The organism is Paenibacillus cookii, assembly GCF_018333375.1.
GTDB lineage: Bacteria > Bacillota > Bacilli > Paenibacillales > Paenibacillaceae > Paenibacillus_AQ > Paenibacillus_AQ cookii.
The window spans coordinates 97,681-113,265 of the sequence record NZ_BORW01000006.1; the positions used below are offsets into that span (position 1 = coordinate 97,681).

At 54.3% G+C, this 15,585-nt stretch carries 12 protein-coding genes; all 12 read left to right on the forward strand.

From position 1 onward, the window contains the following. The first annotated feature begins 158 nt into the window (after positions 1-158). The 12 genes from KI367_RS08370 (at position 159) to pnp (ending at position 15,581) form a co-directional block, all read left to right on the forward strand. Complete coding sequence (locus KI367_RS08370; protein WP_212948951.1) at positions 159-4,475, forward strand: PolC-type DNA polymerase III; 4,317 nt, start codon at positions 159-161, stop codon at positions 4,473-4,475. A 231-nt stretch (positions 4,476-4,706) separates the two neighbouring features. Continuing rightward, entirely contained in the window at positions 4,707-5,168 is a 462-nt protein-coding gene (rimP, locus tag KI367_RS08375) for a ribosome maturation factor RimP (protein ID WP_036706972.1), read from the forward strand. A gap of 134 nt (positions 5,169-5,302) precedes the next feature. After that, positions 5,303-6,400, forward strand: a complete 1,098-nt coding sequence (nusA, locus tag KI367_RS08380) for a transcription termination factor NusA (RefSeq protein ID WP_036706975.1) — start codon at positions 5,303-5,305, stop codon at positions 6,398-6,400. Positions 6,401-6,434: 34 nt separating this feature from the next. Next, positions 6,435-6,743, forward strand: coding sequence for an RNase P modulator RnpM (gene rnpM / locus KI367_RS08385; protein WP_036707201.1), 309 nt, complete (start codon positions 6,435-6,437; stop codon positions 6,741-6,743). Beyond that, positions 6,736-7,059: a YlxQ family RNA-binding protein gene (locus KI367_RS08390; protein ID WP_036706976.1), complete on the forward strand. Its 324-nt coding sequence runs from the start codon at positions 6,736-6,738 to the stop codon at positions 7,057-7,059. The genes rnpM and KI367_RS08390 overlap by 8 nt, the downstream gene beginning before the upstream one ends. After that, positions 7,052-9,631 carry a translation initiation factor IF-2 gene (gene infB / locus KI367_RS08395; protein WP_212948952.1) on the forward strand — a complete coding sequence of 860 codons (2,580 nt, stop codon included), beginning with the start codon at positions 7,052-7,054 and terminating at the stop codon, positions 9,629-9,631. The genes KI367_RS08390 and infB overlap by 8 nt, the downstream gene beginning before the upstream one ends. A gap of 18 nt (positions 9,632-9,649) precedes the next feature. Then, on the forward strand, positions 9,650-10,003 hold the full coding sequence (gene rbfA, locus KI367_RS08400; protein WP_036706978.1) for a 30S ribosome-binding factor RbfA: 354 nt from the start codon (positions 9,650-9,652) through the stop codon (positions 10,001-10,003). A 21-nt stretch (positions 10,004-10,024) separates the two neighbouring features. Continuing rightward, positions 10,025-11,002 carry a DHH family phosphoesterase gene (locus KI367_RS08405; RefSeq protein WP_212948954.1) on the forward strand — a complete coding sequence of 326 codons (978 nt, stop codon included), beginning with the start codon at positions 10,025-10,027 and terminating at the stop codon, positions 11,000-11,002. Next, positions 10,999-11,916: a tRNA pseudouridine(55) synthase TruB gene (truB, locus tag KI367_RS08410; protein ID WP_212948956.1), complete on the forward strand. Its 918-nt coding sequence runs from the start codon at positions 10,999-11,001 to the stop codon at positions 11,914-11,916. The genes KI367_RS08405 and truB overlap by 4 nt, the downstream gene beginning before the upstream one ends. 45 nt (positions 11,917-11,961) lie before the next feature. After that, entirely contained in the window at positions 11,962-12,909 is a 948-nt protein-coding gene (locus KI367_RS08415; RefSeq protein ID WP_212948958.1) for a bifunctional riboflavin kinase/FAD synthetase, read from the forward strand. A 150-nt stretch (positions 12,910-13,059) separates the two neighbouring features. Beyond that, positions 13,060-13,329: a 30S ribosomal protein S15 gene (rpsO, locus tag KI367_RS08420; RefSeq protein ID WP_036706983.1), complete on the forward strand. Its 270-nt coding sequence runs from the start codon at positions 13,060-13,062 to the stop codon at positions 13,327-13,329. Between the two features lie 146 nt (positions 13,330-13,475). Beyond that, the gene (pnp, locus tag KI367_RS08425; protein WP_212948960.1) at positions 13,476-15,581 is read left to right on the forward strand and encodes a polyribonucleotide nucleotidyltransferase; all 2,106 of its coding nucleotides are present in this window, start codon (positions 13,476-13,478) and stop codon (positions 15,579-15,581) included. Positions 15,582-15,585 lie beyond the last annotated feature (4 nt).

Genomic DNA, 15,585 nt, shown 5'->3' on the forward strand with positions numbered 1-15,585 from the left:
TGTGCTTTGCCGCCCGAGCCGGCGGCGGAGCGGTTGTTTCAGGAATAGACGTTGAGGAGCTTCTGCCCAGAAATCGGTCCGGTGTTCGCGAACCCGGTTGATATGACTGGATTCAGAAGCTTTTCATTTTTAGCAGTGGAGCAAGGGGGAAGAGAGCATTGGACAAGACTGGCGAAAAAAGAAAACGGTTCGAGCTTCTGATGAAGCAGGGCGAAATCCCCCCCGGATTGGTCGACCCTTATTTTTTGGACGGTTATATCGAGCAGGTCGAAACGAGCCGAAGCAATAAGGAATGGATCATCACGATCGTCAAGGAAACGCTTGTGCCTGCGGAGGTATACCGCAACTTTTGCCTGAAGCTTAGGGAAAAAATGCAGCATATCGCCAAAATCACGTTTATCTTCAAATACGGTCCTGCAGTTGGTCACGGGGAAATCGTCGATACGTATTGGAATCTGTTCTTGGAATGGGTTCACAGGGAAATTCCGTCGGTCAACGGATGGATGGCGAGAGCCGGGCATGAGCTGGACGGGGACATGCTCCTCGTAACGATGTCGGATTCCACTTCGCTTGAACTGGCGCGCAAAAAACAGATCGACCAGGCCATCATCCGTTTTTATCAGCAATATTTTGCGCTCCCGCTCAGGGTAAAGGTTCAGGTCGGGGAAACGAACCGGGAGGCGTACGAAGAATTCGAGCAGAAAAAGCGGGCCGAAGAGCTTGAAGTCATTCAGAAGATGATCACGAGCATGGAAGCCGAAGCGCGCGAGATCGAAGACGACGGAGAAGAAGTCCGCCTGCAGGTCGGTTACGACATCAAGGAGCAGCCTGTGCCGATCCAGGAGATTCAGGACGAGGAGAAGAAGATTACGATCCAGGGAACCATCTTCGGCCTGGACAGCAAGGAGCTCCGCAACGGCAGCACGCTGTTTATGTTCAACCTGACGGACTTTACCGATTCGCTGCAGATGAAAATGTTTGCGAAAACCAAAGAGGACTTGAAGGTTTTGAGCCTGTTGGCCAACGGCAAATGGGTGAAAGCGCGCGGACGGGTGGAATACGACCGGTTCATGCAGGTGCCCGAGCTGGTGATGATCCCTTCCGATTTGGTCGAGGTCCAAGCACCACCTGCACGGAAGGATACCGCTTCCGAAAAACGCGTAGAGTTTCACCTGCATTCGACCATGAGCACGATGGATGCCGTGACGCCCGTCGACCAATATATCAAAACGGCGGCCAAATGGGGGCATAAGGCGATCGCGATTACCGACCATGGCGGCGTGCAAAGCTTTCCGGACGCGGCCAAGGCGGCGAAAAAGAACGGCATCAAAATGATTTACGGCGTCGAAGCCAACGTGGTCAACGATTCCGTTCCCGTCGTCATGCAGCCGAAACCGATCGAGCTGAAGTCCGCGACGTACGTCGTATTCGATATCGAGACCACCGGTTTGTCGATCACGAACAGCAAGATTACCGAGCTTGCCGCGGTCAAAATGCATGAAGGCAAAGAAATCGGCCGGTACGCGACGTTCGTCAACCCGCACGAAAAAATTCCGTACCATATCCAGCAGCTCACGAACATTACGGATGAAATGGTTAAAGATGCGCCCGACCTGGAGCCCGTCCTGAAGGAATTCGTCGAATTCGTCGGCGACGCGGTCCTGGTTGCGCATAATGCCCGATTCGACGTGGGTTTCATCCAGGCTTCGTTAAAAGAATACGGCATGCCGCCGCTGGACAATCCGGCGCTCGATACGCTGGAGCTTGCCCGCTTGCTGCATCCGGGAATGAAAAACCACCGGTTGAACACGCTCGCGGATAAATACAAGGTACTCCTCGAAAGCCATCACCGGGCGATTGACGATACGGTGGCGCTGGCCGGCATTTTGAACGGATTGTTGGCCGATGCGGAAAAAATCAAAGGACTGACGATGCTCGACCGGCTGAACGATTACGTCGGCAAGGATCTGTCCAATACCCGTCCGTTCCACTGCGGCATTTATGCGCTGAACCCGACCGGCAAAAAAAATCTGTTTAAGCTGATTTCGTTGTCGCATACCGAATATTTCATGCGGGTTCCATGCATTCCGAGATCCAAGCTCGTCGAGCTGCGGGAAGGGCTGCTTGTCATCTCCGGCTGCGAAAAAGGCGAATTTTTCGAGACGGTGCTGAACAAGACGGTCGAAGAAGCGATGGAAGTGGCGGAATTTTACGACGTGCTGGAAATTCAGCCGCTGACGATGTACATGCACCTGGTCGACAAAGGGCTGGTCGGAAGTCCGGCCGAGCTGAAGGCGGCGATCAAGACGATTTGCGATATCGGCGAAAAACTGAACAAACCGGTTATCGCCACAGGCAACGTGCATTATCTCGATCCGCGCGACAAGCTGTTCCGCGACATTACGATCCACGGCATCACGGGGTTCAGTCCGCTGAAGGATATCCGCAAGCCGGACGCGCACCTGCGCACGACGGATGAAATGCTGGAAGAATTCGAGTTTCTGGGCAAAGACAAGGCCTTTGAGGTCGTCGTAAAAAACACCAACGAATTGGCCGACCGGTTCGAAGAAATCGAGCTGTTCCCGGACAAGCTCTTTACGCCGATCATCGAAGGCGCGGACGAGGAGATCCGGAATACCTGCTACGAAACGGCCCGGTCGATTTACGGGGACGACCTGCCGGAAGTCGTCGTGGCCCGGCTGGAGAAAGAGCTCGAGCCGATCATCAAATACGGCTTTTCCGCCAACTACTTGATCTCCGAACGGCTCGTGAAAAAATCGAACCGAGACGGATATCTGGTCGGCTCGCGGGGTTCCGTCGGTTCCTCCGTCGTCGCCACGTTCCTCGGCATTTCGGAGGTAAATCCGCTCCCTGCCCATTATATTTGCCGGAACGAAGCCTGCAAATACAGCGAATGGTTCCTGGACGGCAGCGTGCCGAGCGGCTTCGACCTTCCGGACAAGGAATGCCCGAAATGCGGGCAGATGCTGAAGGGCGAAGGGCAGGACATTCCGTTCGAAACCTTCCTTGGCTTCAAAGGCGACAAGGTTCCCGATATCGACTTGAACTTTTCCGGCGAATACCAGCCGCATGCGCATAACTACACGAAGGAAATTTTCGGCGAAAAATGCGTGTTTCGGGCAGGAACGATCGGTACCGTCGCGGAGAAAACGGCGTTCGGCTACGCGAAAAAATACGAGGAAGACCATCATAAAAGCTGGCGCGGCGCCGAGCTGAGCCGCCTTGCGGCCGGCTGTACCGGCGTGAAGCGCAGCACCGGCCAGCACCCCGGCGGGATCGTCGTCGTTCCGGATTACATGGAAGTTGAGGATATAACTCCGGTCCAATATCCGGCGGACGATACGAGCGCGGAATGGAAAACGACCCACTTCGATTACCACGCTTTTGACGCGAACCTGCTGAAGCTCGATATTCTGGGGCACGACGATCCGACCATGATGAGGATGCTGCAGGATTTGACGGGGGTCGATCCGACCACCATCCCGATGAATGATCCGAAGGTCATGAGCATGTTCAACTCGACCGAAGCGCTCGGCGTCACGCCGGAACAGATCCGGACGCCGGTGGCCACGTACGGCGTGCCTGAAATGGGTACGAAGTTCGTCCGCCAGATGCTGATCGAATCGAAGCCTTCGTCGTTTGCGGACTTGCTGCAAATTTCGGGTCTGTCCCACGGGACGGGCGTATGGCTCGGAAACGCCCAGGAGCTGATCAAAAACGGCACCTGCAACATCAAAACGGTAATCGGCTGCCGCGACGATATCATGCTCTACTTGATCTACAAAGCCGGCATGGACGCCAGCCTCGCCTTTAAAATTACGGAAAGCGTCCGTAAGGGCAAAGGGTTGACGCCGGAATGGATCGAGGAAATGAAACGGTGCAAAGTGCCGCAATGGTACATCGATTCATGCCTCAAAATCCAGTACATGTTCCCGAAGGCACACGCGGCCGCATATGTTATTTCAGCGGTCCGGACCGCGTATTTCAAACTGTATTATCCGATCGAATATTACGCCACGTATTTTTCGGTCCGTGCCGAGGATTTCGACATCGAGCTTTGCTGCCAAGGTTACGAGGCGATTTACCGCCAAATCGAAGAAATCGAGCAAAAAGGCTTCCAGGCTACGACCAAAGAGAAAAGCATGCTTCCGGTGCTTGAAATGGCGCTCGAGATGACCGCGCGCGGATTCACCTTCAAAAACCTGGATCTGTACCGCTCGGAAGCCACGCGGTTTATCGTGGACGGAGATTCCTTGATCCCGCCGTTTTCGGCGATGCAGGGGATCGGGGAAAACGCGGCGCGAAACATCGCCGCCGCCCGCGAGCAGGGCGAGTTTCTGTCGATCGAAGACTTCCAGCAGAAGTCGAAGGCAAGTAAATCCATTATCGAGCTGCTGACCCAGATGGGCTGCTTCCGCGGCCTGCCGGAAAGCAACCAGCTCTCGTTGTTCTAAAGCCTCAAACCGATATATCCGTTTTTTTATCCGCCCTTGACAAGACTTGACGAGGACGCGCACCCCTTGCTGCGACTGGAAGCAGTCAAGGAGCGATACTTGTCAGTGTTGCCAGACTATGTTATAATTTTTTTGGCAATCATGGAGATAAAACCGTTGTTTAAAGAGTGGGGCGACCCACTCTTTACTCTTTGGTATATAGGATATTGAAAGTCTTGGAGGTAATAATCTTTGAGCACACCGAAGATCAAGGGAATTGTAGAAGAAATGGTCCAGCCTTACCTGGATGAGCATAACTTTGAGCTTGTTGACGTGGAATACGTGAAGGAAGGCAGCAATTACTTCCTGCGCGTCTATGTCGACAAGGAAGGCGGCATTGACATCGATGACTGCGGCATGATCAGCGAATACCTGAGCCAGAAGCTGGATGAGAACGATCCGATTCCCACCGCGTATTTTCTGGAGGTATCCTCCCCTGGCGCCGAGCGTCCGCTGAAAAAAAGCGAAGACGTGGCTAAAGCCGTCGGCAAAGATGTTTTTGTGACCGTGTACGAGGCGGTGGACGGCCAGAAGGAATTCGAAGGCCGGCTTCTTTCGTTCGAGAACGACGAGCTTGTCATCTCCGCGGGAAAGAAGCAGCACACCATCCCGTACGCAAAAGTTGCCAGCGCCAGACTGGCCATTATTTTTTAAAGTCCAGGAATGGACACCGCTTACTCGAACGCGGATTCCTGGGTTTTACGTCGCGAAACGCAAACTTCACCTGTCATAGACGGCGTAGCCGTTTACGCTTGGGTGCATGTAATGAAAGGGGGAACTGATTTCCAATGAGTATGGATTTTATCGAAGCAATGAATGAACTGGAAAGAGAAAAGGGAATCAGCAAGGATATTCTGTTTGAAGCGATTGAAGCCGCGCTGATCTCCAGCTACAAACGCAATTTTAACACCGCGCAGAACGTGCGCGTGGATATGAACCGCAATTCGGGCGTCATCAAGGTGTATGCCCGCAAGCTCGTCGTGGAAGAGGTGCTGGATCCGCGCACCGAAATTTCCCTGCCGGCGGCTAGGGAGATCAACCCGCATTTCCAAATCGACGATATCGCGGAAATCGAGGTTACGCCTCGCGATTTCGGCCGCATCGCCGCGCAAACGGCGAAGCAGGTCGTCACCCAGCGCATCCGCGAAGCGGAGCGCGGCTTGATTTACAACGCGTTTGTGGATAAAGAAGAGGATATCGTGACCGGTACGGTGCAGCGCCAGGATCTCCGCAACTTCTATGTGGATTTGGGCAAAATCGAAGCGGTGCTTCCGCTCAGCGAGTTGATGCCGAACGAAAAGTTCAAGCACGGCGACCGGATCAAGGCATACATCACCAAAGTGGAAAACACGACCAAGGGGCCGCAAATCATGTTGTCCCGTACGCATCCGGGTCTCCTCAAGCGCTTGTTCGAGCTCGAAGTGCCCGAAATTTTCGACGGCGTGGTCGAAATCCGCTCCGTGGCCCGGGAAGCCGGCTTCCGTTCCAAGATCGCGGTCTACTCCCGCAACCCGGAAGTTGATCCGGTCGGCTCCTGCGTCGGGCCTAAAGGCCTCCGCGTGCAGACCATTGTCAATGAGCTGCGCGGGGAGAAAATCGACATCGTTCGCTATTCCGAACAGGTTGAGGAATATGTGGCTAACGCGCTTAGCCCATCGAAGGTTCTGGAAGTGATCGTGTTCGAGGAAGAGAAGATGGCACGCGTCATCGTGCCTGACTACCAGCTTTCCCTGGCGATCGGCATCAAGGGCCAAAACGCCCGTTTGGCCGCCAAGCTGACAGGCTGGAAAATCGACATCAAGAGCGAAAGTCAGGCGGAACAGGAATTCGGCAGACCGAAAACTTCTTCGGTGGAAATGCATCAGGATTCCGTCTCCGTCGATTGACCGCAGAACGACATTGACGGGGGGCTGCGCCATGATCAAGCAAAGAAAAGTGCCGCTGCGCAAATGCGTGGCGTGCCAGGAAATGATGCCGAAAAAAGAACTGATCCGCATTGTGAAGACTCCCGACGACGAGGTGCTGATCGACCTGACCGGCAAGAAGTCGGGGCGAGGGGCCTACCTTTGCGGTAAAGTTTCCTGCTTCAAGCTGGCACAAAAAAACAAGTCGCTGGACCGTGCCCTGAAGCACCACGTCAAGCCGGAAATATACGAGCAGCTTGCCGAAGATTTCATTTCGGTGGAGGACGAGTTTCTGGCGGTCAAGGAAAGCACGGCCGATGAATAAATTTTTCTCCCGACTCGGTCTTGCCATGCGTGCGGGGAAGATGCTGACAGGCGACGAGATTGTGCTGAAAGCGATACGTTCTTCGGAAGCAAAGCTAGTTATCCTTGCGGGAGACGCCTCAGCAAATACACAGAAAAAGTTCCGCGACAAATGCGGAACGTACAACATCCCTCTGGTGATCGGATTTGACCGCGAAAGTTTGGGCGCAAGCATCGGGAAACCCGAAAGAGTTGTGCTCGCAATTACGGATCAAGGATTCGCAGAAATGATCTCCAAAAGCTTGGAGATAATGTCGGAGGTGGAGTATATTGAGTAAACAAGACAGTAAAGACAAACTGCGTGTATACGAATATGCAAAATCATTAAATATGAGCAGCAAAGAAATTATAACCATTTTAAAGCGGCTGAACATTCCCGTTAACAACCATATGAGCGTGATGGAGAATGATTCGGTCGCAAAAGTGGAACAATTTTTTCGAGATATCAAATCGAATGCCGCTGCGAAAAGAGAAAGCGGGGAAACTCTTACGACAGTTAATACTTCTTCCATAAAAAACGACAATCGGGCAGAGAAAAATCAGGGGGGCCGGCCGGCAGGCCAGGGCCAATCCCAAAAACAACAGGAAAAGCAGGTAAGTATGAATAATAAATCAAATCAAACCACTCAAAACGGTTCCCAGCGAACCCAAGGCGGGCAGGATTCCCGTCAAGGCCACTCGAATCAGGGAGGCCAGAATAACGGCAGAACGCAAGGACAACATAACGGAGGCGGACGCAGCCAGGGTACAGGCAACCGCAGTCAAGGTTCTTCCCAAGCCGGCCGCAATCAAAGCGCAGGCCAGGGAGGCAACCGGAGCCAAGGCGGCGGCCAGCAATCCGGCGGCCAACGCCAGAACCAAAACCAAAACCGTCCGCAGCAAACGAACCCGCGCCCAACCCAAGAGCGTGGAAATACGGATGACAACTTCTCGAAAAACGACAACCGCGGAGCGGGCCGTACCCAGAATCGCGGCAAAGGCGGAAACAAACGGTTTGAAGACGGAAAATCCGGCTTTAACCGGGGCAACAACCGCGGCGGAAAGAACAACAAGGGAAGATATCAGAACCAGCCGCCGCGCGAGAAAATCGACAACACGCCGAAAAAAATCATCGTCCGCGGCACGATGACGGTTGGGGAAACGGCCAAACTGCTTCATAAGGACGCGTCCGAGGTCATCAAAAAGCTGATGCTTATGGGCGTCATGGCGGCCATTAACCAAGAACTCGACATCGACACGATTCTACTGCTCGCCGGCGAGTTCGGCGTAGAGGTTGAAGTGAAGATCGTCGTCGAGGATGACCGTTTCGAGACGATTGAGGAGAATGACGATCCTGCGGATCTGAGAACCCGTCCGCCGGTCGTGACGATCATGGGTCACGTTGACCACGGTAAAACGACGTTGCTCGACGCCATCCGTTCCACGAACGTTACCGGCGGCGAAGCAGGGGGCATCACGCAGCATATCGGTGCCTACCAGGTGGAGATCAACAACAAAAAAATCACGTTCCTGGATACCCCGGGCCACGAAGCCTTTACGGCCATGCGGGCACGCGGCGCCCAAATCACGGATATCACGATTATCGTGGTGGCAGCCGACGACGGCGTCATGCCGCAAACCGTCGAAGCCATCAACCACGCCAAAGCGGCCGAACTGCCGATTATCGTAGCCGTGAACAAAATCGACAAACCGTCGGCAAACCCGGACAAAGTGAAACAAGAGCTGACCGAATACGGTCTTGTGCCGGAAGAATGGGGCGGAGACACGATTTTCGTCAACGTTTCGGCGAAGCAAAAAATCGGCCTGGAAGATCTTCTCGAAATGATCCTCCTGGTAGCCGAAGTCAACGAATACAAAGCGAATCCGGACAAACGCGCGCGCGGTGCCGTCATCGAGGCCGAGCTGGATAAAGGCCGCGGTCCCGTAGCCCGCATCTTGGTTCAGCACGGCACGCTGAAGATCGGGGACGCTTTCGTAGCGGGCAACTGCTTCGGACGCGTTCGGGCGATGGTGAACGACAAAGGCCGCCGTCTGAAGGAAGCCGGTCCATCCACGCCGGTCGAAATTACCGGCCTGACCGAAGTTCCGCAAGCCGGCGATCCGTTCATGGTCTTCGAGGACGAGCGGAAAGCACGCTCCATCGCCGAAAAACGCGCGATCACCCAGCGCCAGTCGGATCTCGGCAGCAACGTGCGCGTGACGCTCGACGATTTGTTCCAGCACATTAAAGACGGCGAAATCAAAGACCTGAACGTCATCATCAAGGGCGACGTGCAGGGTTCGGTCGAGGCTCTGAAAGGCTCCTTGGCCAAAATCGAAGTGGAAGGCGTACGCGTGAAAATCATTCACAGCGGCGTGGGCGCCATAACCGAATCGGACATTATTCTGGCGGCAGCCTCGAACGCGATCGTGATCGGCTTCAACGTTCGTCCGGATCCTCAAGCGGGCGCGACGGCAGAGCAGGAGAAGGTCGACATTCGTCTGCACCGCGTCATCTACAACGTCATCGAAGAAATCGAGCAAGCCATGAAGGGCATGCTTGATCCGGAATATAAAGAAGTGGTCGTCGGCCATGCCGAGGTCCGCAACCTGTTTAAAATCAGCAAAGTCGGCACGATCGCCGGCTGCATGGTTACCCAGGGCAAAATCGTACGCAACGCGGAAGTGCGCCTGATCCGCGAAGGCATCGTCGTTCACGAAGGCAAGATCGATACGCTCAAGCGCTTCAAGGACGATGCCAAGGAAGTAAATCAGGGGTATGAATGCGGAATTACCCTTCAGGGCTATAATGACCTTAAAGAAGGAGACGTCATCGAAGCATTCGTCATGGAGGCTGTCGAGCGCAAGTAGGTAAAGAGGTGAACAGCTATGGCCAAAATACGTGTAGGACGGGTTGGAGAACAGATCAAAAAGGAACTGAGCCAGCTCATCCAAAGTGAATTGAAAGACCCCCGCATCGGTTTCCTGACCGTGACCGGCGTGGACGTAACCAATGATTTATCCCAAGCGAAGGTTTACCTCAGCGTGCTGGGAGACGAAGAGCAGAAAGAAAACTCGCTGAAAGCTCTGGAGAAAGCCAACGGTTTTCTCCGCTCCGAGCTCGGCAAGCGGATTCGCCTTCGTCACATTCCCGAGCTTATTTTCAAGTTCGATGAATCCATTGCTTACGGCAGCCATATCGAAAAGCTGCTGGGAGAGATCAGCAAAAACGATTCGAACTAATACAGTTTAAAGGAGAAGGCTATGCAGACCTATGAACAGTCGCTTGAGCAGGCAAAGCGGTTTCTGCTGGAGCATGATGATTATTTAGTAGTGTCGCATATTCAGCCAGATGGAGATGCAGTCAGTTCCACCGTAGCCGTGGGCTGGCTTCTCTCATGTCTGGGCAAAAAATTCACTCTGATCAATGAGGGCCCGATCCCGGAGCGGATGCGTTTCTTGCTGCTGGCAGACCAAATCGTGAACATGGAGGAGCAGCCGCTTGACCGTACCTTCAAGCATGTCGTTTGCGTGGACTGCGCCGATTTTGCCAGGGTGGGACAGACGGCCCGATATTTTGAAGAAGATGCTTTGATCCTGAACATTGACCACCATCCGACCAACAACGGTTACGGGAGCGCGGCTCTCGTGAAACCGGATGCTGCCGCGACTGCCGAGATATTGCATGACCTCATCGACGCTTTCGGATTCAAGTGGACGACCGATATCGCATCCGCCATCTATACCGGACTTTTGACGGATACGGGCGGATTTCGTTACTCCAATACGTCGCCGCGGGTGATGAGCATTGCTTCGGAACTGCTCGGCTACGGCGTAAACGGGCCCGAATTATGCGAAACCTTGTTGGAATCGATGACGCTGCCGCAAATGAAAGTGCTTGTGAAGGCGCTCAGCACGATGGAGATGACGCCCGACGGGAAAATTTGCTGGGTTTACGTTACTCCGGAACATATGAAGGAAGCGGGAGCGGCAAACGAAGATTTGGAAGGGATCGTCAACTATCCGCGGAACATCCAGGGGGTCGAAGTCGGCATTTTATTTAAAGTGATCCATGACCAGGCCGTGAAAGTCAGTCTTCGTTCGGCAGGAAAAGTCGACGTTGCCGCGCTGGCCCAAAGCTTCGGGGGCGGAGGCCATGTTCGCGCCGCAGGCTGCAGGCTAGAAGCTTCCCTGGAGAGCTCCATTGAACAGGTAATAGAACGGGTGAAATCATTGTTATGAATCTTGAAGGCATATTGGCCGTTCACAAGCCGGCAGGGATGACTTCCCATGATGTCGTAGCGAAGACGCGGCGCATTTTGAAGATGAAGCGGATCGGCCATACCGGCACGCTCGATCCGGAAGTGACGGGCGTACTCCCGCTCTGCCTCGGCAGGGCGACAAGAGTGGTCGAATACATGCAGGAGCTTCCGAAGGAATACGAAGCGACGTTAAGGCTGGGACTGGCCACAGACAGCGAAGACCTGACCGGCAACGTGACGGAAAAGGTCGACCGGGTCACGGTCACGCCGGAGGAGGCGGAGAACGTGCTGCGGTCGTTTCGGGGCACCATCTCCCAGGTTCCGCCCATGTATTCCGCCGTTAAAGTCGACGGCAAAAGGCTTTACGAACTGGCGCGCGAAGGCAAAACGGTGGAGCGCAAAAGCCGGGAAGTGACCATTTACGAAATTGAAATGAAAGGCCATGAATGGCAGGGGCCGTATCTCGATATTTCCTTCAGGGCGCTTTGCTCCAAAGGAACGTATATCCGTACGCTTTGCGTGGATATCGGCAAGGCGCTTGGTTTGCCTGCGACGATGGTTCGGCTGACGAGAACGATGTCCGCGGGAATTCCAGCCTCGGCATGCTTGACGCTGGAAGAGGTGGAGCGCCTGATGCAGGAGGGAAGTCTGCAGGAACATCTGATTCAGATCGACCATGCCGTCAGACATTTGCCGGCGCACACCGTAGCGGACGACAAGGCTGCCGCGGCGCTGCAGGGCCAGAGGCTCTCCGGCAGGGCCGTTTCCCCGGAAGTGCGGACTTCCGGCTGCATTCGTCTGTACGACAGCGCAGGCGTTTTTCTCGGGATCTTTGAAAAGCAGGAAGAATCAGGCGCCATTGCCCCGGTAAAGGTGTTTTTGCCGGAGGCATAAGCGGCTGTAACGGATATTTCTAATCGAATTGCAGGTGAGAACGCTGTGAAGACTATACATTTAACCTATCCCTTGTCCGCCGGCATCCTCCGGGAGCATGCGGGCCCGCAAATCGTGGCGATCGGACAGTTCGACGGCGTGCACCAGGGGCATGCAAGCGTGATCGGTTCCGCCGTCCGGCTGGCACGGCAGGAGGGCGTTCCGAGCGCGGTCATGACTTTTCATCCCCATCCAAAGGACGTCATGAAAAAAGGCAACTACGAGGGCAGTTTGACGCCGCTGCCGGAAAAGCAGGAACTGCTCGCAGGGCTGGGCGTGGATGTCTTGTACGTCGTGGAGTTCAGCGAAGCCTTCTCCAAGCTGAGCCCGCAGGAATTCGCCGTGGGCATGTTGTTGTCGCTCGGGGTGCGGACGGCGATCGTCGGCTTCGATTTCCGGTTCGGCCACAAAGGAGCGGGGGACGCGAAAATGCTGCGCGAGCTCGGGCAAGGAAAAATGAGCGTCGAGATCATTCCGCCTTTCGAGCAAGGAGGCGGGAAGGTGAGCAGCTCGGAGATCCGTAAAGCGCTGCACGGCGGAGATCTGGAACAAGCGAACCGGCTGCTCGGGAGGCCGTACCGGCTGCGGGGCGTCGTCATCGACGGGGACAAGCGGGGCCGGACGATCGGATTTCCGACGGCCAATTTGCGCCTGCTCGACCAATACGTCGTGCCGGCCAAAGGCGTGTACGCGGTCCGTTCGTTCATTGAAGGCGAGTGGATCCCCGGCGTGATGAATTTGGGAGTCAAACCGACGTTCCAAGAGAACGTTGCCGCGCCAAGCTTTGAGGTTCATCTCCTGGATTTTGACCGGGACATCTACGGCGAGCAGATGATCGTAGATCTGGTGTCCTATATCCGGCCGGAACGGAAATTCCCTTCCATCCAGGAGCTGATCGCTCAAATCCGGTCCGACGCCGAAACGGCCGGAAAGATTTTGAGCCTGTCCAAATAATCGGACATGGAGAACATTTACTTTTGCCGCCCATGTATGTTATACTGATAAACGTCGCTGGGAACAGCGGCAATAACCTTGGCTTGGTTACACGATCTCACCGACGGTAACGAGGCTAACGGCGATTATTTACTTAAGGAGGTGAACAGGATGGCATTGACTCAAGAACGCAAACAACAACTGATCGAAGAGCACAAAACTCATGAATCCGACACAGGATCCCCAGAGGTGCAAATTGCTATCCTTACGGAGAACATTACGAACCTGACTGATCACTTGCGCACGCACAAGAAAGATCATCATTCCCGCCGCGGACTGCTGAAAATGGTCGGTCAACGCCGTAAGCTGTTGGCATACTTGAAAAACAAAGATGTTAAACGTTACAGCGCGCTGATTGAAAAACTCGGATTGCGTCGTTAATATCCGTATGGTCTACTTAAAGCAGCCTGGTTGTTCACCGTTGTCCTTTTCGGAGTGACAGCGGAGCAACCGGGTTGCTTTTTATGCAGGCCTTATATGAATTGACCCAAACCTGGGAATAATGTGTATTGAAAAGGAGGGATTTCATGGAAAGTCGTGTCGAAATGCAGTTGGGCGGAAGACCCCTCGTTTTGGAAACCGGTCGACTCGCCAAACAGGCCAATGCAGCAGTGATGGTCCGTTATGGGGAAACCGCCGTGCTTTGTACTGTGACTGCTTCCAGTGAACCTAAAGATTTGGATTTTTTTCCGCTGACCGTAAACTATGAGGAAAGATTGTATGCCGTCGGCAAAATTCCGGGAGGTTTTATCAAACGCGAAGGGCGTCCGAGCGAAAAGGCGATTCTTGCCAGCCGTCTTACGGACCGTCCGATCCGTCCGCTGTTCCCTGAAGGATTCCGTAATGATGTACAAGTCCTTAATCTCGTCATGAGCGTCGATCAGGACTGCTCTCCGGAAATCGCCGCGATGATCGGTACCTCGGCCGCGCTGAGCATTTCCGACGTTCCGTTTAACGGACCGATCGGCGGAGTTATCGTTGGCCGCGTGGACGGGGAGTTCATTATCAACCCGACGATCGCCCAGCAGGAAATCAGCGATATTTACGTGGTCGTGTCGGGCACCAAAGACGCCATTATGATGGTGGAAGCCGAAGCCAACGAAGTGCCTGAAGAAGTCATGCTCGAAGCGATCATGTTCGGTCATGAGGAAATCAAAAAAATCGTCGAGGTCATCGAGGAACTGGTGGCCAAGGCCGGCAAGCCGAAGATGGAAGTCAAACTGCACACGGTGGACGCCGAAGTCAACAAGCAGGTCCGCGAATATGCGGCAGCCCGTTTGGTCGAAGCCGTTCGCATTGCCGAGAAGCATGCCCGCCAAGATGCGATTGACGCCATTAACGATGAAACGGTGGCTTACTTTGAACAGCAATACATAGAGACGCCTGAGCTTTTGAGCGACGTCAAAGAAGTGTTGCACGATATCGTCAAGGAAGAAGTCAGACGCCTGATCACGCATGATAAGGTTCGTCCTGACGGCCGCAAGCTGGATGAAATCCGTCCGATTGAATGCGATACGGGCATTTTGCCTCGCACGCACGGAACGGGCCTGTTTACCCGGGGTCAAACGCAGGCGCTTAGCGTATGTACGCTTGGTGCGCTCGGCGACGTGCAAATCCTGGACGGCATCGACCTGCAGGAATCGAAACGTTTTATGCACCATTACAACTTCCCGCCGTTCAGCGTAGGCGAAGCCCGCCCGCTCCGCGCTCCGGGACGCCGTGAAATCGGCCATGGCGCGCTTGGCGAAAGAGCGCTGTCGAAGGTCATTCCTTCCGAAACCGAGTTTCCGTACACGATCCGTCTTGTGTCCGAGGTGCTGGAATCCAACGGCTCCACTTCCCAGGCAAGCATTTGCGCAAGCACGCTGGCCATGATGGACGCGGGCGTGCCGATTAAAGCGCCGGTTGCCGGGGTGGCCATGGGTCTGATCAAAGACGGGGAACATGTCTCCATTTTGACCGATATCCAGGGCATGGAAGACCATCTGGGCGATATGGACTTCAAAGTGGCCGGAACCGCGGAAGGCGTTACAGCCATCCAAATGGACATTAAAATCGACGGCATCGACCGCCAGATTTTGCAGGACGCTTTGAAGCAAGCAAGAGAAGGCCGGATGTTCATCCTGAGCAAAATGATGGAAGCGATCCAGAAGCCAAGGGAAACGCTGTCCCCATATGCGCCTAAAATTATCGTCATGAACATCAATCCGGACAAAATCCGCGACGTCATCGGCGCAGGCGGCAAAATCATCAACAAAATCATCGAAGAAACCGGCGTGAAAATCGATATCGAGCAGGATGGCCGCGTATTCATCGCTTCGTCGAACGAAGAAATGAACCAAAAAGCGCGTTCCATCATCGAAGGCATCGTCCGCGAGGTACAGGTCGGCGAAATTTACGTCGGCACCGTCAAACGGATCGAGAAATTCGGGGCATTCGTGGAAATTTTGCCGAACAAGGAAGGTCTCGTTCACATTTCCCAATTGTCCACCGAACGCGTAGCGAAGGTTGAAGACGTCGTGGCGATCGGGGATTCGATTACCGTGAAAGTGACGGAGATCGACCAGCAGGGCCGGATTAACCTGTCCCGCAAGGCAGTTTTGACTGCGGAATCCAAGCCGCAAAAAGCTTAACAAT

Coding starts and splice junctions, on each gene's coding strand:
- nusA (WP_036706975.1), top strand. CDS start 5,303: ATGAGTATGGATTTTATCGAAGCAATGAATGAACTGGAAAGAGAAAAG.
- KI367_RS08390 (WP_036706976.1), top strand. CDS start 6,736: ATGAATAAATTTTTCTCCCGACTCGGTCTTGCCATGCGTGCGGGGAAG.
- rbfA (WP_036706978.1), top strand. CDS start 9,650: ATGGCCAAAATACGTGTAGGACGGGTTGGAGAACAGATCAAAAAGGAA.
- KI367_RS08405 (WP_212948954.1), top strand. CDS start 10,025: ATGCAGACCTATGAACAGTCGCTTGAGCAGGCAAAGCGGTTTCTGCTG.
- truB (WP_212948956.1), top strand. CDS start 10,999: ATGAATCTTGAAGGCATATTGGCCGTTCACAAGCCGGCAGGGATGACT.
- rpsO (WP_036706983.1), top strand. CDS start 13,060: ATGGCATTGACTCAAGAACGCAAACAACAACTGATCGAAGAGCACAAA.
- pnp (WP_212948960.1), top strand. CDS start 13,476: ATGGAAAGTCGTGTCGAAATGCAGTTGGGCGGAAGACCCCTCGTTTTG.